Annotated in this window: 26 protein-coding genes; 13 read left to right on the top strand and 13 right to left on the bottom strand. The window is 68.3% G+C overall.

Annotation, left to right across the window (positions count from 1 at the left end; translation table 11 throughout):
* Positions 1–47: 47 nt before the first annotated feature.
* Positions 48–3,623: an EAL domain-containing protein gene (locus ASE28_RS27915; RefSeq protein ID WP_057269371.1), complete on the bottom strand. Its 3,576-nt coding sequence runs from the start codon at positions 3,621–3,623 to the stop codon at positions 48–50.
* Positions 3,624–3,798: 175 nt separating this feature from the next.
* Here ASE28_RS27915 and ASE28_RS27910 point away from each other — a divergent pair, with 175 nt between their 5' ends.
* The 6 genes from ASE28_RS27910 to ASE28_RS27885 all read left to right on the top strand — a co-directional run bounded on the left by ASE28_RS27910 (position 3,799) and on the right by ASE28_RS27885 (position 8,537).
* The gene (locus ASE28_RS27910) at positions 3,799–4,251 is read left to right on the top strand and encodes a hypothetical protein (protein ID WP_057204594.1); all 453 of its coding nucleotides are present in this window, start codon (positions 3,799–3,801) and stop codon (positions 4,249–4,251) included.
* Positions 4,252–4,496: 245 nt separating this feature from the next.
* A complete protein-coding gene (locus tag ASE28_RS27905) occupies positions 4,497–4,814 on the top strand; it encodes a hypothetical protein (protein ID WP_157422165.1) in 318 nt (105 codons plus the stop codon).
* Positions 4,811–6,247, top strand: coding sequence for a TolC family protein (locus ASE28_RS27900; RefSeq protein ID WP_057269370.1), 1,437 nt, complete (start codon positions 4,811–4,813; stop codon positions 6,245–6,247). The genes ASE28_RS27905 and ASE28_RS27900 overlap by 4 nt, the downstream gene beginning before the upstream one ends.
* Before the next feature lies 1 nt (position 6,248).
* Complete coding sequence (locus tag ASE28_RS27895; RefSeq protein WP_057269369.1) at positions 6,249–7,634, top strand: multicopper oxidase family protein; 1,386 nt, start codon at positions 6,249–6,251, stop codon at positions 7,632–7,634.
* 13 nt (positions 7,635–7,647) lie between these two features.
* The gene (locus ASE28_RS27890; RefSeq protein ID WP_057269368.1) at positions 7,648–8,145 is read left to right on the top strand and encodes a DUF411 domain-containing protein; all 498 of its coding nucleotides are present in this window, start codon (positions 7,648–7,650) and stop codon (positions 8,143–8,145) included.
* Positions 8,142–8,537 carry a copper-binding protein gene (locus ASE28_RS27885; protein WP_057269367.1) on the top strand — a complete coding sequence of 132 codons (396 nt, stop codon included), beginning with the start codon at positions 8,142–8,144 and terminating at the stop codon, positions 8,535–8,537. The genes ASE28_RS27890 and ASE28_RS27885 overlap by 4 nt, the downstream gene beginning before the upstream one ends.
* A gap of 26 nt (positions 8,538–8,563) precedes the next feature.
* Here the strand turns inward: ASE28_RS27885 and ASE28_RS27880 are convergent, their stop codons facing one another.
* Positions 8,564–11,185, bottom strand: coding sequence for an RCC1 domain-containing protein (locus ASE28_RS27880; protein WP_082608293.1), 2,622 nt, complete (start codon positions 11,183–11,185; stop codon positions 8,564–8,566).
* 172 nt (positions 11,186–11,357) lie between these two features.
* On the opposite strand from ASE28_RS27880, the gene ASE28_RS27875 reads away from it, so the two are divergent.
* A complete protein-coding gene (locus tag ASE28_RS27875) occupies positions 11,358–12,392 on the top strand; it encodes a P1 family peptidase (RefSeq protein WP_057269365.1) in 1,035 nt (344 codons plus the stop codon).
* A gap of 33 nt (positions 12,393–12,425) precedes the next feature.
* Here ASE28_RS27875 and ASE28_RS27870 read toward each other — a convergent pair whose 3' ends face one another.
* From ASE28_RS27870 to ASE28_RS27850, 6 genes are all read right to left on the bottom strand, one after another.
* Positions 12,426–12,878: a hypothetical protein gene (locus ASE28_RS27870; protein WP_157422164.1), complete on the bottom strand. Its 453-nt coding sequence runs from the start codon at positions 12,876–12,878 to the stop codon at positions 12,426–12,428.
* A gap of 15 nt (positions 12,879–12,893) precedes the next feature.
* On the bottom strand, positions 12,894–13,034 hold the full coding sequence (locus ASE28_RS32385; protein ID WP_235514753.1) for a GGDEF domain-containing protein: 141 nt from the start codon (positions 13,032–13,034) through the stop codon (positions 12,894–12,896).
* Positions 13,035–13,070: 36 nt separating this feature from the next.
* The gene (locus ASE28_RS27865; protein ID WP_057204577.1) at positions 13,071–13,880 is read right to left on the bottom strand and encodes a hypothetical protein; all 810 of its coding nucleotides are present in this window, start codon (positions 13,878–13,880) and stop codon (positions 13,071–13,073) included.
* A gap of 283 nt (positions 13,881–14,163) precedes the next feature.
* Positions 14,164–14,598, bottom strand: coding sequence for a hypothetical protein (locus tag ASE28_RS27860; RefSeq protein WP_057269364.1), 435 nt, complete (start codon positions 14,596–14,598; stop codon positions 14,164–14,166).
* 52 nt (positions 14,599–14,650) lie between these two features.
* Positions 14,651–15,865, bottom strand: coding sequence for a hypothetical protein (locus tag ASE28_RS27855; RefSeq protein WP_082608292.1), 1,215 nt, complete (start codon positions 15,863–15,865; stop codon positions 14,651–14,653).
* A gap of 122 nt (positions 15,866–15,987) precedes the next feature.
* A complete protein-coding gene (locus tag ASE28_RS27850; RefSeq protein ID WP_235516237.1) occupies positions 15,988–17,049 on the bottom strand; it encodes a saccharopine dehydrogenase NADP-binding domain-containing protein in 1,062 nt (353 codons plus the stop codon).
* Between the two features lie 88 nt (positions 17,050–17,137).
* Here ASE28_RS27850 and ASE28_RS27845 point away from each other — a divergent pair, with 88 nt between their 5' ends.
* The gene (locus ASE28_RS27845; RefSeq protein WP_057269363.1) at positions 17,138–17,761 is read left to right on the top strand and encodes a TetR/AcrR family transcriptional regulator; all 624 of its coding nucleotides are present in this window, start codon (positions 17,138–17,140) and stop codon (positions 17,759–17,761) included.
* Between the two features lie 135 nt (positions 17,762–17,896).
* A complete protein-coding gene (locus ASE28_RS27840) occupies positions 17,897–19,192 on the top strand; it encodes an HD-GYP domain-containing protein (protein ID WP_057269362.1) in 1,296 nt (431 codons plus the stop codon).
* Between the two features lie 20 nt (positions 19,193–19,212).
* Here the strand turns inward: ASE28_RS27840 and ASE28_RS27835 are convergent, their stop codons facing one another.
* Positions 19,213–20,091, bottom strand: coding sequence for an MBL fold metallo-hydrolase (locus ASE28_RS27835; protein ID WP_057269361.1), 879 nt, complete (start codon positions 20,089–20,091; stop codon positions 19,213–19,215).
* Between the two features lie 124 nt (positions 20,092–20,215).
* Here ASE28_RS27835 and ASE28_RS27830 point away from each other — a divergent pair, with 124 nt between their 5' ends.
* The 4 genes from ASE28_RS27830 to ASE28_RS27815 are packed head-to-tail and all read left to right on the top strand — an operon-like array spanning position 20,216 to position 22,112.
* The gene (locus tag ASE28_RS27830) at positions 20,216–20,560 is read left to right on the top strand and encodes a helix-turn-helix transcriptional regulator (RefSeq protein WP_057269360.1); all 345 of its coding nucleotides are present in this window, start codon (positions 20,216–20,218) and stop codon (positions 20,558–20,560) included.
* Positions 20,550–20,981: a YeeE/YedE family protein gene (locus tag ASE28_RS27825; RefSeq protein ID WP_057204548.1), complete on the top strand. Its 432-nt coding sequence runs from the start codon at positions 20,550–20,552 to the stop codon at positions 20,979–20,981. Before ASE28_RS27830 ends, ASE28_RS27825 begins: the two co-directional genes overlap by 11 nt.
* 18 nt (positions 20,982–20,999) lie before the next feature.
* Entirely contained in the window at positions 21,000–21,446 is a 447-nt protein-coding gene (locus tag ASE28_RS27820) for a DUF6691 family protein (RefSeq protein ID WP_057204547.1), read from the top strand.
* 15 nt (positions 21,447–21,461) lie between these two features.
* Complete coding sequence (locus ASE28_RS27815) at positions 21,462–22,112, top strand: DUF599 domain-containing protein (RefSeq protein WP_057269359.1); 651 nt, start codon at positions 21,462–21,464, stop codon at positions 22,110–22,112.
* A gap of 130 nt (positions 22,113–22,242) precedes the next feature.
* Here ASE28_RS27815 and ASE28_RS33650 read toward each other — a convergent pair whose 3' ends face one another.
* From ASE28_RS33650 to ASE28_RS27795, 4 genes are all read right to left on the bottom strand, one after another.
* Positions 22,243–22,923 carry a DUF1801 domain-containing protein gene (locus ASE28_RS33650; protein ID WP_082608297.1) on the bottom strand — a complete coding sequence of 227 codons (681 nt, stop codon included), beginning with the start codon at positions 22,921–22,923 and terminating at the stop codon, positions 22,243–22,245.
* 193 nt (positions 22,924–23,116) lie between these two features.
* On the bottom strand, positions 23,117–24,076 hold the full coding sequence (locus tag ASE28_RS27805) for a cation diffusion facilitator family transporter (protein WP_057269357.1): 960 nt from the start codon (positions 24,074–24,076) through the stop codon (positions 23,117–23,119).
* 184 nt (positions 24,077–24,260) lie between these two features.
* Positions 24,261–24,830 (bottom strand): cytochrome b, encoded by a 570-nt coding sequence (locus ASE28_RS27800; RefSeq protein WP_057269356.1) that lies wholly within the window; start codon positions 24,828–24,830, stop codon positions 24,261–24,263.
* A gap of 418 nt (positions 24,831–25,248) precedes the next feature.
* Positions 25,249–25,527 (bottom strand): putative quinol monooxygenase, encoded by a 279-nt coding sequence (locus tag ASE28_RS27795; protein ID WP_057269425.1) that lies wholly within the window; start codon positions 25,525–25,527, stop codon positions 25,249–25,251.
* Between the last annotated feature and the right edge of the window lie 136 nt (positions 25,528–25,663).

Raw genomic sequence — 25,663 nt, 5'->3', positions numbered from 1 at the left:
CTGCGGGCGTGGGTGGCGCGTACTGACTGCTTCAAGGGCCGGGACTGTTACGCACTCCCGGCATACCGCTGCGCCATCAGCTGCTCGAAGTTCTCCAGCGGCACGGGCTGGCTGAACAGATAACCCTGCCACAGGTTGCAGCCGTGCTGCGCCAGGAACTCGCGCTGGGCAGTGGTTTCCACGCCCTCGGCGATGACGTCGATGCCCAAGCTCTGCGCCATGCCGATGATGGTCTGCACGATGAGCGCATCGGTCTCCTGGATGCCGATGTTGCGCACGAAGCTCTGGTCGATCTTGAGCTGGTCGAGCGGCAGCCGCGTGAGGTAGGACAGCGAGGACTGCCCGGTGCCGAAGTCGTCCATCGAAAAGCCAACGCCCAGCGCACGCAGCGCGTTCATCCTGGCGATGGTGTGCTGCACATTGTCCAGCGCCATGCTCTCGGTCAGCTCCAGCTTGAGGTGGTCGGCGCGGGCGCCGGTTTCGCTCAGCACGGCAAACACCTGATCGACGAAGTCACCCTGGCGGAACTGGCGCGCGCTCACGTTCACGGCCAGCTGCAGGTGGCTGCGGGCGGGGTCGTCCTGCCACCGGCGCAGCTGCAGGCAGGCGGTGCGCAGCACCCACAGGCCGATGGCCAGGATCTGCCCGGTCTCTTCGGCCAGGGGAATGAACTCGCCGGGCATGACCAGGCCACGCACGGGGTGCTGCCAGCGGATCAGCACCTCGGCACCGATGGCCCGCTCGCCCTGCCCCACCTGCACCTGGTAGTACAGGCGGAACTGCTCTTCGGCCAGGGCGGCGCGCAGGTCGTTCTCCATCGCGGCGCGGGCGGTGACTGCGGCCTGCATGCGCGGGTCGAAAAAGCGCACGGCGTTGCGCCCTGCCGTCTTGGCGGCGTACATGGCCAGGTCGGCACGCTTCATGAGTTCGTCCACCGACTGGCTCTGCCCGCTGAACAGCACGGCGCCGATGCTGGGCGTGCTGTGCACGTGGTGCAGGGCCAGCTGGTAGGGCTGGTTCAGCGCGGCGAGCACCTTGGTGCCCACCGTCTGGGTGTGCTCCGCCGCCTCGGTGGGCTCGCTGCTCATGCCCTTGAGCAGCAGAAGGAACTCGTCGCCGCCCAGGCGCGCCACGGTGTCGCCCTCGCGCACGCAGGCTTTGAGGCGCTGGGCCACCTGCTGCAGCAGCACGTCGCCCATGTCGTGGCCCAGGGTGTCGTTGAGGTTCTTGAAGTGGTCCAGGTCCAGGCACAGCAGCGCACCGTACTGGCCCGAGCGGGCGCTGCTGGCAAAGGCCTGCTGCAGCCGGTCCATCATCAGGCGCCGGTTGGGCAGCAGGGTGAGCGGGTCGTAGAAGGCCAGGTGCTCGATCTCCTTGGCGGCGGCCGCCTTCTGCGTGATGTCGCTCAGCGAGGCCACGTAGTGCGTGAGCCGCCCCTGGGCGTCCTTGACCGCCGTGATGCCCATCTGGTGCAGGTTCACCTGCCCGTCCTTGCAGCGGTTCCAGATCTCGCCGCTCCACTCGCCCACGCTGTCCAGGGTCCGGCGCAGGCCGGCAAAAAAGGCCTCGTCGTGCTGACCCGACGCGAGAAAGCTGGCGCGCCGGCCCACGGCATCGGCACTGTCGTAGCCGGTGATCTCGGTAAAGGCGCGGTTGGTGCGCAAGATCACGGTGTCGGCATCGGTGACCAGCATTCCCTCTTGCGACTCGAAGGCGATGGCGGCAATGCGCAACTCTCGCTCGGCATTCTTGCGCTCGGTGATGTTGTTGCCGATGCCCCGGTAGCCCAGGAAATTGCCGTCCGCATCGAACATCGGCGTGCCGCTCACCGAGACCCACTCCACCGCACCGCCCGTGGAGCGGCGGGGGTACTCGAAATCGCGGAACTCGCGGTGCTCGCGCAGGGTCAGTTCGTGCTGCTCCCAGTCCACCGCAATGCCATCCGACGCAGCGACCCCGCCGCCGTCGTCGGTAGCCACCTCGTGGCGGGTCTTGCCCACATGCCACTGGGGGCCCGGCAGCGTGCGCCTGGCGGCCTCGCCCTCCAGGGTCACGAAGCGCAGTTGCGCGTCCTGCTCCCAGTACCAGTCCGAGGACAGCATGGTGAGCGTGCGAAACCGCGCCTCGTTGTCTTCCAGCTGGCGTCGCACGCTGTACGATTCGGTGACGTCGCTGAACACCAGCACCACCCCGGTGATCTCGCCTGCGGCATTGCGGATCGGGGCCGCGCTGTCGGCGATCTGGTACTCGGTGCCGCCCCGGGCGATCAGCGTGGTGTGGTTGGACAGCTCCACCACCTGGCCGCTGCCCATGACCAGTTGCACCGGGTCCTTCGATGGCTCGCGGGTGCGCGCATTGACGATGCGAAACACGTCCGCCAGCGGCCGCCCCCGCGCCTCGCGCAGGGGCCAGCCGGTCATCTGCTCGGCCACGCCGTTCATGCGCACCACCTGCCCCGCGGCGTCGGTGGCCACCACTGCGTCGCCGATGGAGTCCAGGGTGATGGCCAGGTTTTCCTCGCTCTGGCGCAGCTCGCCCTCGGCCTGCTGGCGGGCCTGGGCCATGTGGTTGAAGCGCTGCGCCAGTTGGGCCAGTTCGCGAAAGCCCGTCTCGGGCACCGCAGCCACCTGCTGGCCCTGGGCGAGCTGGTCGGTGGCCCGCAGCAGCCGTGCCAGCGGCTTGCCCACGCCGCGGCGCACCCCTTCATGCGCCAGCACGAACGAGGCCAGCAGGCCCAGCAGCAAAAAGCCGATGTCGCGCCACATCTGACGCGCGACCTGGGCATACAGCGCATCGAGCGGCACCGACAGGCGCATGCTGGCCACCGGTCTGCCCTGGGATTCGAGCAGGGGCCGCGCCACCTCGATGTAGCGGGCACCATCCTCGGTCTCCAGCAGGCTGGCACCGCCGCGCAGGGCCTGTGCGCCAGCGCCCGGCTGGGGCAGGTCGGGCTGGGTGCCCAGCTCCTGCGCATCGGGCGGAAAGCGCGCGATCACCCGGCCATCGGGGCCGAGCACGCGGGCCACGGCCCCCTGGGGCAGGCCCAGTTCGTGCAGGCGGCGGCTCCACCAGTCGAGCGACACCACGGCCACCGCAGCGCCCAACACGGCGCGGGTCTCGGGGTCGATCAGCGGCTGCGCAAAGCTCACGCTGGCCAGGCCGACCGCCGCGTCCACCTGGAAGCTGCCTACCGAAAACTCGCGCGCCACGATGGCCCGCAGGAAGTACGGCTGGTCGGTCAGGTTCACCGGCGCCCTGGGCGGCACGGCGCTGCAGCGCAGATCGCCATCGGCGCGGGGCAGGCCGATGTTGATATAGGTGGCGTTGAGCGCCAGCACCTCCGCCAGGTAGTGCGAGCAATCGGGGGCATCGAGCTGCTGCGCCCGGCGGGTCGTGGCCAGTTGCTGCAAAAAGGTGCGCGTGGTGTCGATCAGGCTCTGCTGGCTGTAGGCCAGGGTGCGGGTGATCAGCAACGCATTTTCGCGCGCCGCGGCCACCGACTCCTCGCGGTTGGCCTTTGCCTGGTAGGCCACCAGCACCAGGGCGGGCAGCGTGGCCACCAGGATCAGCAGCCGTATCCTGGCGGACAGGGAGCCCGTAGCCAACGGCGGCAAAGCACGCATGGGGCCTTTCGCGAAAGAGGAAGGATGGGCAGGCAGCCGCTCAGCCTGCGGCGGCCACAAAAACATCTGGATACATCGTAACCCCTGGCGGGGTGTGCGCGGCGAGCTTGCGGGTAAACCATGCGACAAGCGGGCGCCTGCGGAACTCCTCAGCCAAAGGTCTTATCATTGTCCTATGCGTCGCGGCCCCCTGTTCTATCTGCTGATGGTGGTGCTGGTCTTTCGGGGCCTGGTGGGCACCGCCATGGCCGCAGGGATGCTGCCCATGCAGCATGGGCCGGCGGCGATAGCGCCGGCTGCGGTTGCAGACCACCATGGCCAGCACGGCCACGCATCCGCAACCGATGCAGCCCACACCGCAGACCATGGCAGCACGCATGGTGGCGGGCATGGCGGCACCGATGCGGGTGCGCTGGCCTGCGACGGCAGCGCGCCCACCAGCACTGGCTGCGCCACGCACAGCCAGCACGCCAACTGCACGGCCTGCGAGATCTGCCACACGGCCCTGATGGAGCCACCGGCCATGCCGGCTGCGCCCCTGCCGCTGCTTGCCGGCGCCGCCCCTGCGGCCGCCACCCCGTTTGACAGCGCCACCGCCGCGCTGGCCATCAAGCCGCCCATAGCCTGAGGCTGCCCCCCCGGGGCCTGTTCAGGCCCATTCGGGAGCGCCTGGCAAACCACTGCCCACCACAGCGGCGCCCCTTGCGCGCCGGTGCCCTGGCGCATGGGCTTGCACTTCGCCCCCTGCCTGAACTGCCCCCGCCCCGAGCCCGCCCGCCCCTGCACGCTCAGACAGCCCCGGTATCCCGATACCGCGCGCACACCGCAGGCCACGGCGCCGTTCCCTTCCCGTTTTCTTCTGGAGACCGCACCATGCGCGACCTCTTACCCGTTCTTCGCTGGCCCTTGCTGCGCCCTTTGGGATGGCTGGCCTTGTTGCTGCCCGCCATGGCAGGGGCACAGCCGCCTGCTGCTGCCGACCCGGCCCCGGCGGCAGTGCCCCAGGCCCCCCACGCCCCGCTGGCTTACACCCCCATGCAGCCACAGCCGGGCGTTGATGCACCCTTGGCCGACTGGCGCACCGCCCACCAAGCCGTCGCCGCCTTCCCGCGCGGCCACGCCGACATCGTGCGCTGGGAGGCCGGCCAGGGCACGGCCCCGGCGGCCCACCACCAGGGCCACAAGCCATGAGCGCGACCGCACGCACGCTCCCCCGCTGGCCTGCCGTGGCCCTGGCCGCATGGCTCACAGGCTGCGCCAGCGTGTCGCCCGATGGCCTGCGCGGCGACGTGCAGACCCTTACCCAGGGCCGCACCGGCATCGCCGATGCCGCCCTGCCCGCCGTCGACCCGGCCGCGCGCGACAAGGCACGCCAGGCCATCGACGGCTGGCTGGCCCAGCCGCTCACGCAGGACGCGGCCGTGCGCATCGCCCTGCTGCACAACCCCGGCCTGCAGGCCCGGCTGGCCGCGCTGGGCGTGGCCGACGCCGAGCGCGTGCAGGCCATCACCCTGCCCAACCCGCAGTTCTCGATCGCGCGGCTGGCCAACAGCCATGAGCGCGAGATCGAGCGCACGCTGGCCTTCAGCCTGCTGGACCTGGTCACCTTGCCCTGGCGCATGGAGCGCCAGGCCGAGCGCATGCAGGTGGCCACGCTGCAGGCCGCGCAGGAGGTGGTGGCCCTGGCCGCCGACACGCGCCGCGCCTGGCTGCGCGCCGTGGCTGCCGAGCAGGTGGCTGCCACGCACGAACGCATGGTGGAGGCCGCCGAGGCCGGTGCAGAACTGGCGCGCCGCATGGCCCGCGTGGGCAACTTCAGCCGCCTGCAGCATGCGCGCGAGCAGGCCGTGCTGCAGGAAGCGAATGCCCAGCGAGCCCGCGCCCGCCTGGCTGCCGCCACCGCGCGCGAGCAGCTCAGCCGCAGCATGGGCCTGTGGGGGGCGCAGACGGGCTACACCCTCGCCGAACAGTTGCCGGCCCTGCCCGCCACGGCGCTGCCTGCCGATGGGATCGAGGCCACCGCGCTGCGCGAGCGCCTGGACGTGCAGGCCGCGCGCCGCCAGCTTGACACCGAGGCACGCCAGCAGGGCTGGGCCCGCGCGGGTGCCGTGTTCGGCGACATCGGCATTGCCTACCAGCGCAACACCGCCATCGAGCGCGAGAGCGGTCACCGCGAGACCACGCGCGGCTGGGAGCTCGATGTGCCGCTGCCCCTGTTCGACTGGGGCGGCGCCGCGCGCACCCGTGCCCAGGCACGCGTGGAGCAGAGCGCCGCCACGCTGCAGGACACCGCCGTGCGCGCCCGCAGCGAGGTGCGCAGCGCCTGGCTCACCTACCGCACGGCGCTTGACCTGGCGCGCCAGCAGCGCGATGAGGTGGTGCCGCTGCGCCAGCTCATCGCGGACGAGACCACACTGCGCTACAACGGCATGCTCGCCAGCGTGTGGGAGCTGCTGGCCGAGGCGCGCGCCAGCACGCAATCAGTGGCCGGCGCCATCGAGGCGCAGCGCGACTTCTGGCTGGCCGAGACCGATCTGCAACTGGCCCTCACGGGCACCTCACCGGGCGCCCTGCAGGGCCTCGCCTCCGGCGCCACCGCCGCATCCACCCCACAAGGCCACTGACATGCAAAGACGCCATTTCTTCACGGCAGGCGCCGCCACGGCCGTGGCCACCGCCGCCGTCAGCCGCGTGGCCCTGGCCGCGCTGCCCGAGCCCGCCCTGCAGGCCAGCGCCGACACCGCGCCGCCGCTGCACCCGCCCGCCGGCCGGCCCTACAACCCCGTGGTCACCCTGAACGGCTGGACCGCGCCCTGGCGCATGAACGCCGGGGTCAAGGAGTTCCATCTGGTGGCCGAGCCCGTGGTGCGCGAGGTCGCGCCGGGCTTTGTGGTCAACATGTGGGGCTACAACGGGCAAAGCCCCGGCCCCACCATCGAGGTGGTGGAGGGCGACCGCGTGCGCATCTTCGTCACCAACCGCCTGCCCGAGCACACCTCCGTGCACTGGCACGGGCAGCGCCTGCCCAATGGCATGGACGGCATCGCCGGGTTGAACCAGCCGGCCATCCAGCCGGGCAAGACCTTCGTCTACGAGTTCGTGGCAAGGCGCCCCGGCACCTTCATGTACCACCCGCATGCCGACGAGATGGTGCAGATGGCCATGGGCATGATGGGCCTGTGGATCACCCACCCCCGGGCCGCGCACCCGCACATCGCCACGGTACAGCGCGACTACGCCTTCTTGCTCAACGCCTTCGACGTGGAGCCCGGGGCGCGCACGCCCAAGGTCAACACCATGCTGGACCACAACATCTGGTGCTGGAACAGCCGGGTCTTCCCCGCCATCAGCCCGTTGGTGGCGCGCCAGGGCGAGCGCGTGCGCATCCGCGTGGGCAACCTCACCATGACCAACCACCCCATCCACATCCACGGCCACGAGTTCGAGGTGACCGGCACCGACGGCGGCCCCGTGCCCAAGGGCGCGCGCTGGCCCGAGGTGACCACCGATGTGGCCGTGGGCCAGATGCGCCAGGTGGAGCTGATCGCCGACGAGCCCGGGGACTGGGCCTTTCACTGCCACAAGAGCCACCACACCATGGGCGCCATGGGGCACGACGTGCCCACCATGATCGGCGTGGACCACAAGGGCCTGGTCGGCAAGATCCAGAAGATCGTGCCCGACTACATGGTGATGGGCGAGCGCGGCATGGCCGACATGGGCGCCATGGAGATGCCGCTGCCCGACAACACCTTCCCCATGATGACCGGCACCGGCCCCTACGGCCCGCTGGAGATGGGCGGCATGTTCACCACCCTCAAGGTGCGCGCCAACCAGGCCGCTGGCGACTACCGCGACCCGGGCGACTACCAGCAGCCGCCCGGCACGCAGGCGTATGAATGGCAGGGCGCGCCCGCCGCCACGCCGGCCCCGCCACGGGCCACCACGCCGGGCAGCGCGCCCGGTGCCGCCAGCGCGCGCAAGCCTGGCGCATCGCACCACCCACACTGAGAATGGAACCGCCATGGAAACCTCCAACCCGTCCCGCCGCGCCTGGCTCGCAGTCACCCTGCCCCTGTTCGCCACAGGCGCCCTGCCCTTTGCCGCGCAAGCGGCGGCACCCACCCCCGTCGAGGTCTGGAAAGACCCCAACTGCGGCTGCTGCCAGGACTGGGTGGACCACATGCAGGCCAATGGCTTTGCCGTGAAGGTCCACGACACCGGCAACAACGCTGTGCGCGCCCGCCTGGGCCTGCCGCAAAAGCTCGGCTCGTGCCACACCGCGCTGGTCGGCGGCTACCTGGTCGAAGGCCATGTGCCTGCCAGCGACGTTCGCACGCTGCTGCGGCAAAAGCCCGATGCGCTGGGCCTGGCTGTGCCGGGCATGCCCATCGGCTCACCCGGCATGGACGGCCCCGCCTATGGCGGCCGCAAGGACAGCTATGCCGTGCTGCTGGTTGCACGCAACGGCAGCACCCGCGTTTTCAAGAACTACCCAGGCAACAAGAAGGAATCGACATGACCCACCACACCACCCACCCACTGCGCATCGCCCTGCTCGCCACCACACTGCTTTTCAGCGCGGCAACCGCCTTCGCCGGCGACGACCATGACCATGGCGAAGACCACGGCAGCCACGCGGCGCCCGCCGCGGCCCAGGCGACCAATGCCCCTGCTGCCGCCACACCGGAGCTCAGCGAAGGCGAGGTCGTGCGCTGGGACGCCGCCAGCGCCAAGGTCACGCTGCGCCACGGCCCCATCCGCAACCTGGACATGCCGCCCATGACCATGGTGTTCCGCATCACCGACCCGGCCCAGGCCGCGCAGGTCAAGGCGGGGGCCAAGGTGCGCTTTCGCGCCGAACAGCAGGCCGGCGCCTATGTGGTGACGCGCATCGAGCCGGTGGCGAACTGAGAGCACACCGCCTTACGACAGAGAACTCACTCCTCCGGCGCCAGCTCCAGCACCTCGCGAAAGCGCTGCGCCTGCAGCATCTCCTGCGCATCGCGCCCCTGCCCCACGAATACCCGCACACCCGCCAGGCCCGTGCCTACGAACTGCGGCAGGATGGGCAGCGGCACCGACTGGCTTTGCCCGGCAAGCGGCGCGTTGCTGGCCGCAGCGGGCACCGGCGAGCGCAGCAGGCTCCACTGGCCCTGCTCGTCCAGCTGCATCCAGGTGCGCAGGTCTGCAGTGGCAAAGACGTAGAGGTTGGTGGCGCCGCTGCCCGCACCACCATCACCGGCACCGAACACGTCCGCGTTGAACGACAGCGTGCGCAGGTTGCCCGCCAGGCGCGTCTTGACACGGAATGGCGGACGGCTTGCCGCAGGCACATTGGGTGTTGCCGGGTCGAGATCCAGGTCGCCTGTGCCGGCCTCGTTGAGCACGGGCACAGGTTCTGCGGCGTTGGCATACACCCCAGCACCCAACTGGCCTTGGCGCCCCTGGCCCCAGGCCCAGACGGTGCCGTCAGCAAGGCGAAAGTGGATGGTGCCGGTGGATCTGCCGCTCAGCGGGCTGGAGATGACTTCATCGCCGCTGATGGACATCTCCTTGATGGGGGCATGCAGGCGAAAGCGCGTGCCCCGGTGCTCATTGAGATCTCGGCCATAGCATTGCGCCGAGCCGTCTTGCAGAACGGCACAGAATGCGTAGTCGCTGCCAGCGTGGATGGACACCGCCTTCTGGCCCAGCGGCAGCGCGGTGGGAACCCGGACCGGGCTCCCGTTCCAGTCAAAAGGAGTTGCCGTGACGCCGAATTGCGGCGTTCCGCCCCAGTACCACACCGTTCCAGATGCATCCAGCGCAAAGGATGTTGCATACCCGGTGGCGGCTACCTGCACGATAGAGGGTGGCAAGCCCACCACCTGCCCGGGTGACTGGAACCACGAAAAGCCCTCCTGCCCCGCTGGCTGCTGCACCGCGACAGGGCTGCCGATCGTCCACACCGAGCCGTCCACTCCCACCATTGCAGCGAAGCCCTGCACCGCCGTAGCGACATCCCGCACCAGCGGCATTCCCGTGCTGCGGCTCACCAGGGCCGGCTTGAATGTGCGGTTGGTAAACTCACCATTGCCGCGACCATAGGCACTCCACAGCTGGCCCTGTGCATCCACACCGAACACGGTGGTCTCGGACACCGCGAGCTTGACCACCGGCGCACCCAGCGCGATCAGCGTCGGCACCTGGCGGAAAGTCCGCCAGTTGATGTTGCTTGTCGGGCTGGCGGCCCCTGCGGCAGCGCCCCAACCGTAGACGCGGCCATCTTCGAGCAACGCAAAGCTGCCGGTGGTACGCGCATGGACGCTCACGGCCTTGCCGGGCAAACGCAATGGCTGCGGGCTGGACGAAGAGCCCTGCGCGCCGTCAAACGGGCCCAGGTGAAGGCTGGTGTTGGGCCCCGTGCCATACAGCCGGCCCTCGCTGGTAATGAACAAGACCCCTTGGGTCTGGGCCGCAAGGCGGGGATCGGGCAGGAAGGCACTGAAGTCCGCCACGCCCGTCGCTATCCGGTTGACCGTGACAGCCGTCCCGTCCGGATTTTCCGACGTGGGATTGCGCCACTGCCACAGGTCGCCGTTTTCCGCGAGTCCCGTGGTGATGTTGCTGCCGCCAAGGTACCCGGCCCGCAGGAAGCGCACGCCCATTTGCGCCAGGGCGGGATAGGGGGCATAAATGGACACGCCGAATTGGCTGCCATCCATGGCGATGCGGGCCGCAGGGCAGACCACCATGGGCGGATTCCCCGAGTCGGGAGGGTAGCCGCGCATCGCGGTTCCCCATTGCCACATGTTGCCATCGACATCCTTCGCATACACCAGGGATGCGGGCGGCGGGTTCCAGCGCGAATGCTCGGGTTGGTAGGACAAGGGTGTCCATACCGTCTGAGAGAACTCCGTGATGCGCGGCAGGCCTCGCATCGCCACCGGAGCGCTGACGCCGGTCGAATCGGAGCATGCCGCCCCCCGCCCCCAGGACCACACGATGCCCTGTTCATCGAGGGCGACGGTGGTATTGGCCTCGTGCTTCAAGCGCACCAGGCGGGCCGGCAGTTGGGCTGCGCGCTGCGGCGATGCGGCATCACCGCCCGTGGGCAGGGGGCCCCACCACCAGGGCTGGCCCTCGCTGTCGATCAGGAACGAAGGCGCGGTGCCGCCCCCGTTGACGATCTCGACCGCGCCGCGAAAGATGAGCTTAGGCTCGGCCCGGTCCGCGCGCGTTCCATCGCCAAGTTGCCCCTTGCGGTTGGTGCCCCAGCTCCACACATCACCCTGGGCATCCAGCAGCAGCGCACCCGTGGCACTGGCCTGCACCTTCCTGGCCTTGACCGGTAGCGCGATCTCGCGCGGAGTGTCGGCATAGATGGTGCTGCCCTGGCCCAATTGCGCCTGCCGGTTGTCGCCCCAGGCCAGCACGCTGCCATCTGGCTGCAGTGCAAGCCCATGGCGCGAACCCGTTGCTATGCTCTGCGCCTGCACGGCGCCCGATGAACCCAGGCCAGCCAGCAGCGCGGGCAACAGACAGGCCAAAGCCTGACGCCAGGGTGGTGTCGTTGTCATGGTGATCCTTCCTCTCTTGTTTTATCGCCCCATTGTGGTGCTCCGCTGTCGCAAGAGAGGTGATACCCGTCACGTTCAAAAGCCCTCAAAGCACACTGTTACATCGGGGCCGAAAACAGGTCGACTGCTGGACCTGCTGACCGCGCTTTTCCACCGCCCATAATCACAGGCCATGACGACCCCAACGACAACCACTTTCACCTCTTCCGGCACCCACGCCAACCACGACGCCGGCAGCATCACCCGTGTCCCCGGCATCGAGGTCGGCCACTTCACCGACACGCGCCGGCCCACGGGCTGCAGCGTGATCCTGGCGCGCGAAGGCGCAGTCGGTGGCGTGGACGTGCGCGGCGCCGCGCCCGGCACGCGCGAGACGGACCTGCTCGACCCATCGAATCTGGTGGAAAAGGTGCACGGCATCATGCTGGCGGGCGGCAGCTCGTGGGGGCTGGATGCCGCCAGCGGCGCGGTGCGCTGGCTGGAAGAGCGCGGCATCGGCTTCGACGTGGTGGTGGGCCGCCTGCCCCTGGTGCCCAGCGCCGTGCTGTTCGACCTGCTGGTGGGCGACATGCGCGTTCGCCCCGATGCAGCGGCGGGCTACGCAGCGTGCGAGGCCGCCTCGCGCGCCGACCCGGCCGAGGGCAATGTGGGCGCGGGCACGGGCGCGGCCGTGGGCAAGATCTTCGGCATCCACAACGCGATGAAGGGCGGCATCGGCACGGCATCGGTCACCGTGGATGGCGTCACCGTGGGTGCGCTGATCGCATGCAACGCCCTGGGCGATGTGATCGACCCCGACACGGCGCAGGTGATCGCCGGCGCCCGCACCGACGATGGCCGCCAGCTGCGCGACACGCGCCGCGCCCTGCTGCGCGGCGAGGCGCCCAAGCCGCTGCTGGCAGGCACCAACACCACCATCGGCGTGATCGCGACCGATGCCACCATCACCAAGGTGCAGGCCCACCGCCTGGCCGTGGCCGCGCACGACGGCCTGGCGCGCAGCATCAACCCGGTGCACACCATGTCCGATGGGGACACGCTCTTCACCCTGGGCACGGGCATCTCGGGCAAGAACCCGGGGATGATGGTGCTGTCGACCATGGCGGCCGAGGCCACGGCGATTGCCACGGCGCGGGCCGTGCGCGCGGCGCGGTCGATCACGACGGCGGAGGGGCTGTACCTGCCTTGCGCCGGCGATCTGGCCTGAACTGGCCGCCGACTCCCGGCGCTGTGAAATCCCTCAGGGGGCCGATGCCCGGAATGCCTTGCGGTAACGCCGCAGGTTCCTGGCCTTGGGCCCCGTGGGATATTGCGTCAGTTCCATGGTGCAGCCCACCTTGGCAAGTGCTGCAATCAGCTCGGCGGGGAATCTATCGGACTGGACAATGACGCTGCGCATGGCGATACCAAAGTCCACGCATGCGACCTCCACACCTTTGACGGTGCGCATGGCCTGCAACGCCTGGTCGTGGTCATTGAGGAAGCGGATCGCATCCGCCTGTTGCAACTCCAGCTCTTCGAACTCCGCATCGCTGATCTGCAAAACCACCCCCGAGGTGCGAGCCAATCTGCTGTTCGGCCTGGAACTCAAAGGCTCACCCCGCCGCCATACATTGATGGGCTCCACAGGACTCAGCGCAAGCAATTGCGCCACGTCCGCGTCAGGTCCATTGAAAGAAAGAATGCAGTCCATGTGCCTCCCGCTTGCTCACACCACTTCAATCCGGTTGCGCCCATTCTTCTTGGCCGCATACAGCCGCTGGTCCACGGCATCAATGAAGTCCGCAGGCTTGACATAGCCGCCCGGCATGGCGGTGCCCACTCCGATGCTCAGGTCGGACAAGTCCATGGTCATTGCTCCCTGTCGATTCTTCACACCAATTGCTCAGCTTACCGCCACCGGGCGGCTGTGCACGGTCGCAATCCCATTCCAGTACCAGTAGAAAAACCCGCCCTCCGTCTGCAGCAGCGTGTGCGTGGTAATGCTGTTCTGATGAATGTCGCCCCAGCAGGCGCGGGCCGAGTTGCGGTTGTTGTGCAGGTCGATCACCGCCGCCGGGTCGCTGCTGGCCGGCTTGGGCGGCACGTAGAGCGCGCTGCCGCGCGGCACCCACAGGTCGGCCAGGCGTATCTTGCCCAGCGCCGGCCAGTAGCGGCCCACCGAGATCACCAGTGGCTGGGTGGGGTCGGTGGAGGCGAACACATGCGGAAAATCATGGTGCTCCAGGTCGGTACAGACCACGCTGAGCAGGGCATTGCCGGTACCCTGGTACGGTGACCAGTGGCCGGCGAAGACGCCGTATTCGTATTCGACCTGCTGCAGCGCGGTGACCGGGCTCTCGATCTGCACGGCCTGCCCCGGCTCCACCAGCGTCATGCCAAACGCCGCCGCCATGCTGCGCGTGGCCCACAGCGGCGCAAACTCCACCTGCTCGGCCGCAAACCCCAGCTGCGTTTCCACGCCCCAGGGCGGCGTGGGCTTTACGCCCAGCACGTCGGCCACCAGGTACTCGTGGCCCACTGCCAGGGCCGGGTCGGTGGCGGCGGGTGTGAGCGGCGTGACATCGGCGGGCGGATCGGCCAGGTAGACCGGCATGCCGCCGTCGTTGTAGAAGAACGGGGTCTTGGCGGTGTCGACCTGGGTCTCGTAGATGTCCTTGATGAACAGCGGGGCGTCGAGGTGGGGTCCGGGCATCGGGGTGTTCCTTCTTTTCATTTGCGGTGCTTTTGTCCAGCGGTTTCTGGTTGCAAGAGCAGTGCCCCTCTCCAGGCGCGGCCCTGCCTTGGCACTATAGCGGCGCCGGATGACTGCCCTGGGTCGTCGAGCCCATGGCCATCCGCCAACACCGTGTTCCGCAGTAAGGCTCTGTGGTAGCGCAGTTCCTGCTGCTGGGCGCGACGATGGCGGTGCCCCCTGGGCCTGCGGTTGGGGGCGCAGGAGTGATAGCCGCTACGGCGGCTTCACAGCCCGGTGCTCATCAAGGCTCCGTGCCTTCAGTGACCCGGCGGTAGGTAATCTCGCGGCCCTCGCGGTTGTCTCTGCCCGTGAAATCCGTGCGGGTCAGCGACGTGAGCTGGTAGGTGGCGTAGCGGATGCCACCGCCTGAGAACTGGCGGCCGGCTTGTTGAAGATAGCGGCGCTTGAAATTGGTGCCGTCATAAGTCCATTCGCCGCTGTAATGCTCGCTTTGCGTGGTGCCATCCGGCGCCACGACCTTCGCGTGTTCGCTGAATTTTCCGTCTTGGCCCAGGGCAACGACCATACGCATCTTGGACCCCTCAAACTCGGCCTCGCGCAGCCAAGTGCCGACCATGCGGCCCCGGGTTTCCTCGACGCGGGCACTGTGCGCGTCGTCACAGCCAGACAGCACAAGGGGCAGGAACAGCGCAGCGGCGAGCAGGGGCTTCTTCATACGCGCAGCATCATAGACAGATCGATGCGCCTGCCCCCGCGCCCAGCCCGGTTCAACGACCGAGCTTCGCCCGGAGCCTATCGAGCCCTTTGCGGGCCAGTTCACCCGTGCGCTGCGCCCCTTGCTGGACTTGTTCGGCTGTGGGCAACGCGTCCTGCGCTGCGCGGGTGGCGCTGCGCAGGGTTTCGGCCGCCTGGCCTGTCAGCTCACCGCCGCGCTTCTTCAATTCGTCCACCTGCTCAGCACTGGGCATCTGGTCCCGGGTCCAACTGGCGGCCTTGCCCACGGCGCCCGCAATCTGTCCGGGCAGTTCGGTTCCACGCATTCTGAGTTCCTCCATCTGCTGCACGGTGGGCAGCTGTTCCTTGGTCCATGTGGCCGCCTTGCCGGCCGCACCGGCCACCTGGCCGCCATAGTGGCCCGCATGCGCCCGGGCGCGGGTCCAGACCTTGACCACTTCGCCGGGCGGCGGGGTCTGCAGGGTCTGCTGCACCTGGGCCAGCAATTGCTGCTCGGGCTCGGCCAGCGCTGCCCCGCCGGCCTGTAGCATCTGCGCCAGAAAGCTCCCCATCTCGGCCGCAATGACCTGGTGGTTGCAGTCCGGGTTGGCATGCAGAAAGGCGGCCAGTTCGCGCGCCAGCTCTTGGGGCGGGGCATCGGCCAGGCCGGGCTCGATGGCGGCCATGGCCTGTGCGACAAAACGATCATCCAGCCCCCACTCGTCCACCAAGTGCGCGGCCAGGAAGGCGTGACGCGGCGGTGGCACCACGCCATCGGCCCCTGCCGCCAGCCGCAGCGACAGCGGCGCGATCAGGTCGAACAGCGCCAGCCCCAGCGTGTCCAGTGGCGTGTTGAGGCAGCGGGGAATCTCGATGACCCGGCTGCCCTTGGAGTGGCCCAGCCAGCGGTACATGCCATAGCAGGCACCACCCGAGGCCAGCGCAGCAAAGGCCACCCAGCCCACGGGCGTGGCAGCTGCGCCCACGCCCAGCGCCCCCATCAGGCCCGAGGGCGCAAAGAACGCCGACGCCACCAGGCCGGACTTGGCGACAGCCGCTCCGGCGCCGGCTGCGCCCAGCACGTCCCAGAGCTCGCGGCCCCGGTTCACCATGCGCAACGAGGCATAGGCGTTCTCGCCGATGGCCAGCTTGGCCTTGAAGCGCAGTGGCTCGGCCACGACGCGCTCGACACCGTCCAGGCCGGTCATGGCCTGTTGTTGCTCTTGCTGCAGCAGCAGCGAAGCGTTGGGTTCTTCAGCCTTGGCCATCTCGCTCACACTGCAACTCCCTTGGTTGGTGGATGGGTCATTGCCTTGGATGATCGCATGGGGGCTGGCAAAAACCCAATCCAGTTTCCATGACAAGCCGCAGGGGCATGGCCCCTGCGCCATCACCCACCAAAATCGAGCTGCAGGTACCTGGGCGCCAGCGCCTGCAAAAACGAGCGCGCATCGCCCAGTTGCCCCGCCGACATGGCCCCGGTGAGCCCTCCGCGCGCTGCCAGAATGCGCCCCACCGCCTGCGCGGCCAGGGGGCCGGTGATGGCGTAGATGTCCTGCCCGCTGGCGCTGGCGCGGCGCTCTTCGCCGCCCCGGCGCACCACCACCTCGACCAGGAAGCGCTGGGCCGATCTGCCTGAGGCATCCACTGCCACGGGCGCGGGCGTATCGGCAGCGCGCAGCTCGGTGAGCGGGGTCTCGTTCATCCACGCGGGCACGTCGGGCACGCGGATGTGGTGGGCAATGGTCACGGCATCGGCGCTGGAAAAGCCCACCACGGCCTGCTCGCCAAACGGCGCGGCAAACGCCCAGGTCTTGCGTGGGGACACGGTGGGCGGCGCCTGGAACTGGCCGTTGGCATACACCACGTGGCGGCCGGCGTTGCGCACACCGGTCTTGCGCGTGCCCTCGGTGGGGTGCCAGCTGTCCAGGGCGATATGCAGCTCGATGGCATCCGCCCCGGGCCAGTCGCCGAGGACGCTGGTGGCCAGCAGGTCGCCCACGGCCCCGTAGAAGGCCACGGCCGGCGCGGCGCACAGGCCGGCGGCGGTGAAGCGCTCGCTCCACTGCCCGAAGACCTCGCGCGCCGTGGGCTGCTCGGCCGACACGTCCACATAGTGCACACCTGCCTGCAGTGCGGCCTGCAGCAGCTGAGGCGCGCTGTCGGCAAAGGGGCCGGCGCAGTTCACGACCAGCGCACTTTCGGCCAGCAGAGCCGTGAGGGCTGCGGCATCCCCGTCGAGCCCCTGCACGCGCAACTGGTCTGCTGGTGCATCGGGGAAGGCGGCCTGCAGCTTGCCCAGGTCGCGCCCGGCGAGCAGCACGGCGTGGCCCTGTTCGCGCAGGGCCTGCACCACGAAGCGGCCAGTGTGCCCGGCGGCGCCGTAGACCAGCACCGGGCGGGATGCAGCGGAAGAAGACGAAGAGGAAGCGGTGGAGGTGTTTTCGATCACAATACAGACCTGTACGTTTTTTTGAAGGTGACGCTATGCTACATACAGGTCTGTATCGCGTCAACACGGAATATGGGACAATGCCGCCATGAGCCCTACCGCCGCCCGCAAGACCACCGCAGCCGCAGCGTCATCAGCGCCTGTGGGCGACGTGCAGCAGCGCATCCTCGACACGGCCTGCCAGTTGTTCTATGCCGAGGGCGTGCGCGCCGTGGGGATCGACCTGGTCATCGAACGCGCGCAGATCGCCAAGACCAGCCTGTACCGCTACTACCGCACCAAGGACGACCTGGTCGCCGCCTTTCTGGAGCGCGAGGACCGGGAGTTCTGGCAGCAGTGGGACGAGGCCGCCGCGCCGCATGCCCTCGGTGCGGCCCCCGATGCCGCCGCCGAGCTCGATGCCCTGCTCGCCTGGGTGGGCGAGCGCGTGGCGCGCCCCGGCTACCGCGGCTGCCCGCAGCTCAACGTGGCAGCGGAGTTTGCCGACCCGACACACCCGGCCCGCGCCATATCGGCCGCGCACCGGCTGGAGCAGAAGAGGCGCCTGGCCGCGCTGTGCAAGCGCATGGGGCTGAAAAAGCCCGAGGTGACGGCATCACAGCTCTCGCTGCTGATCGACGGGGCCTTCAGCAGTGGCTCGTTGCTGCTGGGCGACAGCGCGGGCAAGGTGCTGCGCGCTGCGGGGCGCGCGCTGGTCGAAGCGGCGGGCTGAGGGCCCTGCCCTGCGAACCTGCTGCCCGAAACCACCGCAAGGGAGTTTTTGCCACAGTGGCAATCACCCGCTTGTTACCAGCCCGACGATGGACAAGAATGGACCAGGCACTTGGCCGCCACAGGACACTCCCCCATGCTCAAGCGCATCAGCATCCAGCACCTTACCTTGGGTATGTATGTGCACGATTTCTGCGGCTCCTGGATGGACCACCCGTTCTGGCGGGCCAAGTTCGTCTTGAAGGAGCCCAAGGACCTGGCGCGCATCAAGGCCGCGTCCATCGAAGAGGTCTGGATCGACACGTCCAAGGGGTTGGACGTGGCGGCCGGTGTGCGCTCAGTCTCCCGCGAGGAGGCGGATTTTCAGGTGGAGACCGATTTCGGCATGCTCGACAAGCTGCCGCCCCTGCAGGTCGACCCGCCGTCTCCACCTTCACCGCCCCCGGCACCCCGGCGCGCAAGTGGCCGGGCTGCCGCCAGCATGCACAGCGAGTTGCAGGCGGCCGCATCGATCTGCGGAGAAGCCAGGCAGGCCATGGTCTCGATGTTCAGCGAGGCGCGCATGGGCAAGGCGGTCAATTCGGAGAACGCCCGCAGCCTGGTCGAAGAGATCTCGGACTCGGTCACCCGCAACCCGGGCGCGCTGATCAGCCTGGCCCGCCTGAAGACGGCAGACGACTACACCTACATGCATTCGGTGGCGGTGTGTGCGCTGATGGTGGCGCTGGCCAAGCAGATCAACCTGAATGAAGAGCACACGCGCGTGGCCGGCATGGCGGGGCTGCTGCATGACCTGGGCAAGGCGGCCATTCCGCTGGCAGTGCTCAACAAGCCGGGCAAGCTGACGGATGCGGAGTTTGCCGTGGTGCAGAGCCACCCCGTGCAGGGCTATCTCATGCTGCAGGAGGGCGGCAGTGTGGAGGCTGCGGTGCTCGATGCCTGCCGCCACCACCATGAAAAGATGGATGGCTCCGGCTACCCCGACAAGCTCAAGGGCGAGCAGATCACCCTGATCGCGCGCATGACGGCCGTCTGCGATGTGTACGATGCCATCACCTCCGACCGCCCCTACAAGCGCGGCTGGGATCCGGCCGAATCGCTGCGCCGCATGGCCGAGTGGACCAAAGGGCACTTCGACCCGCGCCTCTTCCAGGCGTTTGTGAAGAGCATCGGCATCTACCCCGTGGGCTCGCTGGTGCGGCTGACCTCCGGGCGCATCGGCGTGGTGACCGAGCAGGGCCAACAGTCGCTGACCTCGCCCAAGGTGAAGGTGTTCTTCTCGACCAAATCGGACCTGCGCATTCCGCCCGAGGTGGTGGACCTGGCAGCCCCCAGCTGCACGGAGAAGATCGTGGCGCGCGAAGACCCGGACCAATGGAAATTTCCGGACCTCAACGAGCTGTGGTCGGGCTTTTCCGGGAAGGCCTGGTAAAGCGGATCACTCCCAGCCGGTCACAGCGCATTGAGCGGTATGCGCAGGTAGGCCACGCCGTTGTCATCCTTGGGCGGCAGGTCGCCAGCGCGGATGTTGACCTGCACCGAAGGCAGGATCAGCACCGGCATCTCCAGCGTGGCGTCGCGCTGGGTGCGCATGGCGGCAAATTCATCCTCGCCCACGCCATCGTGCACGTGGATGTTGTGCGCGCGCTGCGCGGCCACCGTGGTCTGCCAGGCGGGCTCGCGGCCGGCGGGCGGGTAGTCGTGGCACATGAACAGGCGCGTGTCGGGCGGCAAGGCCAGCAGCCGGCGGATGGACTGGTACAGCGTGTGCGCATTGCCGCCCGGAAAGTCGCAGCGCGCCGTGCCCACGTCGGGCATGAACAGGGTGTCGCCCACGAACACGGCGTCGCCCACCTGGTAGGCCATGCAGGCCGGGGTGTGGCCCGGCACCGCCAGGGCCTGCGCCTGCAGGTTGCCGATGCGAAACGCCTCGCCATCGGCGAACAGGTGGTCGAACTGCGCACCGTCGGCATGAAAGCCCGGCTCCAGGTGGAAGATGCCCTTGAACACCTGCTGCACCTGGGTGATGGCGGCGCCAATGGCGATCTGCCCGCCCAGCACGTCGCGCAGGTGGTGCGCGGCCGTGAGGTGGTCCGCATGGGCATGGGTTTCCAGAATCCACTGCACCGAGAGACGCTGCGCGCGCACGAAGTCGACCACCTTGCCGGCCGATGCGGTGCGCGTGCGGCCGGCCTTTGGGTCGTAGTCGAGCACCGGGTCGACGATGGCGCAATGCCCGCCCGGGTGGTCGAAGACCACGTAGGTCACCGTCCAGGTGGCGGGGTCGAAGAAGGCTTGAACCTGGGGTTGTGCGGTGTCTTGCGGTTGCATGGGAGGTGTCCTTGCGCAATCAATTAAGATATTTATAGTTTATTGACAAATATTTTGTTTGTCAATAAACTATCGACCAGGACATTGATCCGCCTCACCGCAACCCGCAACCTATGGAGCACCCATGCAGGCCGAAGCCACTACTACCCCCATGGACCTGGAAAGCCTGCGCCGCTCGGCCGACAGCGCTTGCCGGCTGATGAAGGCGCTGTCCAACCCCGACCGGCTGCTGCTGCTGTGCCAGCTCACCGAGGGAGAAAAGCGCGTGGGCGAGCTGGAGGCGTTGGTGGGCATCACCCAGCCCACCCTGTCGCAGCAACTGGGTGTGCTGCGCGACGAAGGGCTGGTCACCACCCGCCGCGACGGCAAGCACATCTACTACCAGATCGCCAGCCCCCAGGCGCTGGCCGTCATGCAGACCCTGTTCGAACAATTCTGTGCACCCACGGAGGCACCCCATGCAGATTGACTGGAACCACTTCACCCCCTGGGCCGCGCTCGCAGGCGGCCTCATCCTGGGCCTGGCGGCTGCCGCCTTCGTGCTGTTGCATGGCCGCATCCTGGGCATCAGCGGCATCCTGGGCGGACTGCTGCACCCACGCAGCCAGGATGTTGCGTGGCGCGTCGCCTTCGTGCTGGGCATGCTGGCCGCCCCCCTGCTCTACCGCCTGGCGGTGGGCGCCAGCGAGGTGCGCATCGACGCCGGCTGGGGCATGGTGGTGCTTGCAGGCCTGCTGGTGGGCGTGGGCACGCGCTATGGCTCGGGCTGCACCAGCGGCCACGGGGTGTGCGGGCTCTCGCGCCTGTCGCCGCGCTCGCTGGTGGCCACGCTGGCCTTCATGGGCGCGGGCTTTGCCACCGTCTACCTCATCCGCCACGTGCTGGCCTGATCACAGAAGGATCGATCCATGAAGCTCCAACGCATTTCCGAATTCGGCATCGGCCTGGTCTTTGGCCTGGGCCTCATCATCTCGGGCATGACCGACCCCAGCAAGGTGCTCGGCTTTCTTGACCTGGCCGGCCTGTGGGACCCCTCGCTCGCCTTTGTGATGGGTAGCGCCATCCTGGTGGGCGTGTTCGCCTTCGCCGTGGCCCGCAAACGCACCACCAGCGTGCTGGGCGGCGCCATGCAGTTGCCCACCGCGCGCCACATCGACCGGCGCCTGGTGCTGGGCAGCCTGCTGTTCGGTGCCGGCTGGGGCATCGCGGGCTTTTGCCCCGGGCCGGCCATCGTGTCGCTGGGGGCAGGCGAGCCCAAGGCCGTGGTATTCGTGCTGGCCATGCTGGCAGGCATGGGCGCCTTTGAATGGCTGGAGGGGCGCAGGCGGGCGCGCAGCGCACCCCAGGCGGCTTGAGCGGACGTGAACGCCATGACCACCAGCCCCTGGCTTGCCGCCATCGCCACCCTGGGCATCATTGCCGCATACGAAGGCTGGCTGGCCATTGCGCAGCGGCTGGCCCCCGGGCGGCTGGCACGCACGGCCCACGCCTCGTTGCGCGAAGACTGGTTTGCCGCCATATCGGCGCAGCCGGGCTCCGAAATCCTGGCCGTGCAGACGCTGCGCAACTCGCTGATGTCAGCCACCATGACAGCGTCCACCGCGGTGCTGGGCCTCATGGGCGCGTTGTCGCTCACCGCCCCCACGCTGCACGCCACACTGGGCGAGGCCGCCGCCGCCACTGCGGACTGGCCCCATGTCACGCCCCGGCTGGCCATGGAATTGGTACTGCTGTGCTTGTTGTTCGCGTCGCTCGTCGCATCGGTGATGGCCGTGCGCTATTACAACCATGCGGGCTTCATCGGCGGCATGCCCGTGGGCGCTCCCCAGCGCCAGCGCTGGGCCGCCGCCGGCAGCGCCTATGTGCGCAAGGCCGGCCTGCTCTACAGCTGGGGCCTGCGGCAGCTGATGCTGCTGGTGCCGGTGGTGGCCTTTTTGCTGCACCCGCTGGCGGGCGTGATGGGGGCGCTGCTGGTGGTGGCGGCGTTGCTGCACTTCGACCGGTTTACGGCCGGAGAGTGAGGGGGCGTACTACGAGGGCAAGACGCTCGCTGACCCTCGGGCGGGCTCCGGCGACAAGCCGTGCAATGCGCGCCACAGCGCACCGACGCTGGACCTTTCGCGCCACAGCGTCTCCCAGGCTGCACCGCCCTCAGTTCTTGCCCCACCCCGGCAGCGCAGCCGCCTGCCGTATCCACGTCACCATCTGCGCCTCGTCCAGCCCACCCTCATGGAGGTTGACCCAGCGCGCATCCTCGCCCGTGCCGCCGGCCGGGGCGGGGTTCAGCGATGCGCCCTTGAAGAAGCTCACCTTGATGAACTTGGCGAACACGTGGTAGCCCAGGAACCAGCCCTGCCCCGCGATGCCGTAGAACGGCGAGTTCCAGCGCACGGCCTTGGTCACCTGGGGCACGTTGGACTCGACCAGCGCGTCGAGCCGGGCGCACAGGGTGCGCCGCCAGTCATCGGGGATTGCGGCGATATAGGCCTGCACGGGCGCATCGCCGTCGGCCTTGGCGATCTGCGGGTTGTCGCCCGACAGAAGCCCGGGTTTGGCGGCGGGCTTGGCCGGTGTGGCGGAGGGCGGCTTCTTGGCGGGCGCAGTTTTTTTGGCGGGCGCTGCGGCTTTCTTGGCCACGGCAGCGGGCTTCCTGGCCGGAGCTGCCACGCTCCTGGTTGCCGCAGGTGCGGGCTTGGCCAGGGCTGCGGTCTTCTTCGTGGGGGATGGGGCTTTCCCAGGCGTCTTGGCCGGGGCTTTCACTTTTGAAGGTAGAGACTTCGCCGCTGCTGCCTTGCGGGCAGGCGGCTTCGTCTCTGGCTTGCTGGTGGCCATGGTGTTCACTCCCTGTGAATGGCGGGTCAGCCACCCCAATGGGTGATTGCCTGCCTATAAAAAGAGTGCGAAGGGTAACAGCCCTCGGTGAAGTTGCGCCAGCCCCCGTCTGCCTGGCGCAGCAAACGGTGATGGGTGATGGCAGGTAGCGGCAGTGGGCGCGCGGTGACGGTGCGGGTGGGCTCGCCCGGATTCAGCCCATCGGCGCAGCGGGGCCGGCACGGTCCATGTCAGGCCGGCGCCAGGGGTCCACGTGCGTCATCAGGTTGAGCACGCGGTGGCGCTGCAGTACACGCAGGCGGGCCTGTACGGCGATGTCGTGGCCCGCTTCGACGCTGATGGCGGCATCGACCTCCAGGTGGGCGTCGACCACGATCAGGTCGCCCATCTTGCGTGTCCGCAGGTCGTGCACGCCCTGCACGCCAGGCGTCTGCGCCAGTGTCTGGCGAATGGCGGCAACCTCGGTCTCGTCTGCAGATCGGTCCATCAGGTCGTGCAAGGCGTCCCAGCCAAAACTCCACCCCATACGCGACACCATGAAGCCGACGATAAGGGCTGCAATGGGGTCCAGGATAGGGTAGCCGGCCAGGTTGCCGATGATGCCCAGGCCCACCACCAGCGAAGAGGCGGCGTCCGAGCGTGCATGCCATGCATTGGCCACCAGCATGCTCGACTTGACCCGCTTGGCCACCGCCAGCATGTAGCGAAACAGCAGCTCCTTGGCCACCAGCGCACCGCCCGCCGCCCACAGTGCGACGATGTGGACCTGCGCCACGGTCTCGGGCGACTCCAGCTTGCGAAATGCGGACCACAGCATGCCAACGCCCACCGCCAGCAGCAGCCCACCCAGTACCAACGACGCTGCTGTCTCGAAGCGCTGGTGGCCGTAGGGGTGGTCTTCGTCGGCGTCTTTCCTGGCGTGGTGGCCGGCCAGCAGCACGACGAAGTCGGACACCAGATCCGACAGCGAATGGATGCCATCTGCCACCAGGCCCTGCGATTGGGACAGGATGCCGATGGACACCTGCGCCACCGTCAGGCAGATGTTGACACCCACGCTGACCCAGGTGCTGCGCGAGCCCGCTGCCGCCCGCTCGGCCGCAGTGTGCTGCGTGTCCTCGGACTCGTCAGGGAAATTGCCGCCCTGAATCATGTCACCACCGTTGACTGAGCCCGGCAGCGGCCGGCGAGCGTACTCGCAAGAAACGGTGAGCCTGCGCACCTGACGGCATTCCGGGCGAGTAGGGGTGCGTTGGTAGCGAGGGGGATGTTCATGGGTCCTTCCTGAGGGGAACTGGCTGGCCTGCACCATGGCGATCGCGCTGCGGCAGGGGCGTTCACGGCAGCCGCGTCCCGTCCGTTCGGCCCCAGGGGAGCATGCGCCGCAAGGTGTTGTCGCGGATGAGGTAATGATGGAAGAGCGCCGCTGCGGCATGCACCCCTATCAGCGCGTAGCCGACGGAGCCGAATGCCTCATGGATGTCCTCGGCCCAGTCGGCAAGCGACCTGTTTTCAGCCACCAGCTGCGGCAGCTGCATGCCGAAGAACGGGATGCTTTTGCCTTGCGCACTCAACGCCAGCCAGCCCAGCAAGGGCATGCCGAACATCAAGCCGTACAGCGCGAAATGCGCCAGCCGGGCCAGCCGGTGCTGCCACCGGGCCGGCTCGGGCTGGATGCGGGGCACGGTGCTGGTGAGGGCCACCGCCAGCCTGAGCATCGCCAGCAACAGCACCGACAGGCCCAGCATGAAGTGCCAGGTCTTCATGTCCTGGCGCAAGCCGCTGCCTTTGGGGAAGAATCCGCGCAGCTCGATGCTGGCATACACCGCCGCGATGAGCAGCAGCATCGCCCAGTGCAGCGCCATCGACAGCGCACCGTAGTGGTGTTTGGTGTTGCGCCAGTTCATGGCATACCAGGGACAGAGGTTGGATCGGTGTTCATGCGGGGGCCTTGTCGTTGAATGAAGCATCTGCCAACGCGAGGGCCTGCGTCCGTACGGCGGCGCACGTCCCGCGGCCTGTGGGCCAGTACAACAGAGACCAACCCGCACGGGCTTGATCCAAGACAACATCGCCTATCGGGTCGGGGGTATGCATGCGCTGGCCAGCCAGGGGCCGCGCACCCGCCCAGGCCAGCGCGCAATGGGCTGGCCTGGACAGAGATGGTGTGAACGTGTGATGCAAGCGGGCAGTGGCTACGGGAGACAGATCACTGCATGCTGCGGCCTGCGCCTTAAGGGCGTCTTATAAAGACAGGTTGGCACACGGCCCTGAGGCGCTCAGGCCCGCGTGCAACGGGGGCGCCAGCACTGGCCCCGGCCCGTATCACACCACCTCGTTCAGATAGATCAGGTGCAGTGGCCGATCGAGCAGCTCATCGAAACGCTTTGCAAACGATTGGAAGTACGGCGTGGCGATATGTTCATCCAGTGCCGCCTGGTCGGTGAACGACTCGCGCATGTAGAAGGTGCCCGGTGCATCTGCCTGCTCGAACAGGGTGTAATCGATACACCCGGGCTCCTCGCGCGTGAGGGGCACCAGCGCCTTCAGAGCGGCGCGCAGCTGGTCATGCTGGTTCGGCCGTGCCTGCAGAACGGCCAACATGACCAAGGGTGGGGTCGGCTGTGGCTGCGCCATCATCACGCCCACCCTTCCAGCACCACCTTGCCGCGCGCCTTGCCCGATTCGAGCAGCGCATGCGCCTTCTTCAGGTTCTCGGCGTTGATGCTGCCAAAGCGCT

This window comes from Acidovorax sp. Root219 (assembly GCF_001428665.1).
GTDB lineage: Bacteria > Pseudomonadota > Gammaproteobacteria > Burkholderiales > Burkholderiaceae_C > Acidovorax.
This window is presented reverse-complemented; position numbering and strand designations above follow the sequence as displayed.

Bases quoted from the DNA above. Each gene is read 5' to 3' on its own strand.
- ASE28_RS27915 (WP_057269371.1), bottom strand. From the start codon at position 3,623: ATGCGTGCTTTGCCGCCGTTGGCTACGGGCTCCCTGTCCGCCAGGATA.
- ASE28_RS27910 (WP_057204594.1), top strand. From the start codon at position 3,799: ATGCGTCGCGGCCCCCTGTTCTATCTGCTGATGGTGGTGCTGGTCTTT.
- ASE28_RS27905 (WP_157422165.1), top strand. From the start codon at position 4,497: ATGCGCGACCTCTTACCCGTTCTTCGCTGGCCCTTGCTGCGCCCTTTG.
- ASE28_RS27900 (WP_057269370.1), top strand. From the start codon at position 4,811: ATGAGCGCGACCGCACGCACGCTCCCCCGCTGGCCTGCCGTGGCCCTG.
- ASE28_RS27895 (WP_057269369.1), top strand. From the start codon at position 6,249: ATGCAAAGACGCCATTTCTTCACGGCAGGCGCCGCCACGGCCGTGGCC.
- ASE28_RS27890 (WP_057269368.1), top strand. From the start codon at position 7,648: ATGGAAACCTCCAACCCGTCCCGCCGCGCCTGGCTCGCAGTCACCCTG.
- ASE28_RS27885 (WP_057269367.1), top strand. From the start codon at position 8,142: ATGACCCACCACACCACCCACCCACTGCGCATCGCCCTGCTCGCCACC.
- ASE28_RS27880 (WP_082608293.1), bottom strand. From the start codon at position 11,185: ATGACAACGACACCACCCTGGCGTCAGGCTTTGGCCTGTCTGTTGCCC.
- ASE28_RS27875 (WP_057269365.1), top strand. From the start codon at position 11,358: ATGACGACCCCAACGACAACCACTTTCACCTCTTCCGGCACCCACGCC.
- ASE28_RS27870 (WP_157422164.1), bottom strand. From the start codon at position 12,878: ATGGACTGCATTCTTTCTTTCAATGGACCTGACGCGGACGTGGCGCAA.
- ASE28_RS32385 (WP_235514753.1), bottom strand. From the start codon at position 13,034: ATGGACTTGTCCGACCTGAGCATCGGAGTGGGCACCGCCATGCCGGGC.
- ASE28_RS27865 (WP_057204577.1), bottom strand. From the start codon at position 13,880: ATGCCCGGACCCCACCTCGACGCCCCGCTGTTCATCAAGGACATCTAC.
- ASE28_RS27860 (WP_057269364.1), bottom strand. From the start codon at position 14,598: ATGAAGAAGCCCCTGCTCGCCGCTGCGCTGTTCCTGCCCCTTGTGCTG.
- ASE28_RS27855 (WP_082608292.1), bottom strand. From the start codon at position 15,865: ATGGCCAAGGCTGAAGAACCCAACGCTTCGCTGCTGCTGCAGCAAGAG.
- ASE28_RS27845 (WP_057269363.1), top strand. From the start codon at position 17,138: ATGAGCCCTACCGCCGCCCGCAAGACCACCGCAGCCGCAGCGTCATCA.
- ASE28_RS27840 (WP_057269362.1), top strand. From the start codon at position 17,897: ATGCTCAAGCGCATCAGCATCCAGCACCTTACCTTGGGTATGTATGTG.
- ASE28_RS27835 (WP_057269361.1), bottom strand. From the start codon at position 20,091: ATGCAACCGCAAGACACCGCACAACCCCAGGTTCAAGCCTTCTTCGAC.
- ASE28_RS27830 (WP_057269360.1), top strand. From the start codon at position 20,216: ATGCAGGCCGAAGCCACTACTACCCCCATGGACCTGGAAAGCCTGCGC.
- ASE28_RS27825 (WP_057204548.1), top strand. From the start codon at position 20,550: ATGCAGATTGACTGGAACCACTTCACCCCCTGGGCCGCGCTCGCAGGC.
- ASE28_RS27820 (WP_057204547.1), top strand. From the start codon at position 21,000: ATGAAGCTCCAACGCATTTCCGAATTCGGCATCGGCCTGGTCTTTGGC.
- ASE28_RS27815 (WP_057269359.1), top strand. From the start codon at position 21,462: ATGACCACCAGCCCCTGGCTTGCCGCCATCGCCACCCTGGGCATCATT.
- ASE28_RS33650 (WP_082608297.1), bottom strand. From the start codon at position 22,923: ATGGCCACCAGCAAGCCAGAGACGAAGCCGCCTGCCCGCAAGGCAGCA.
- ASE28_RS27805 (WP_057269357.1), bottom strand. From the start codon at position 24,076: ATGATTCAGGGCGGCAATTTCCCTGACGAGTCCGAGGACACGCAGCAC.
- ASE28_RS27800 (WP_057269356.1), bottom strand. From the start codon at position 24,830: ATGAACTGGCGCAACACCAAACACCACTACGGTGCGCTGTCGATGGCG.
- ASE28_RS27795 (WP_057269425.1), bottom strand. From the start codon at position 25,527: ATGTTGGCCGTTCTGCAGGCACGGCCGAACCAGCATGACCAGCTGCGC.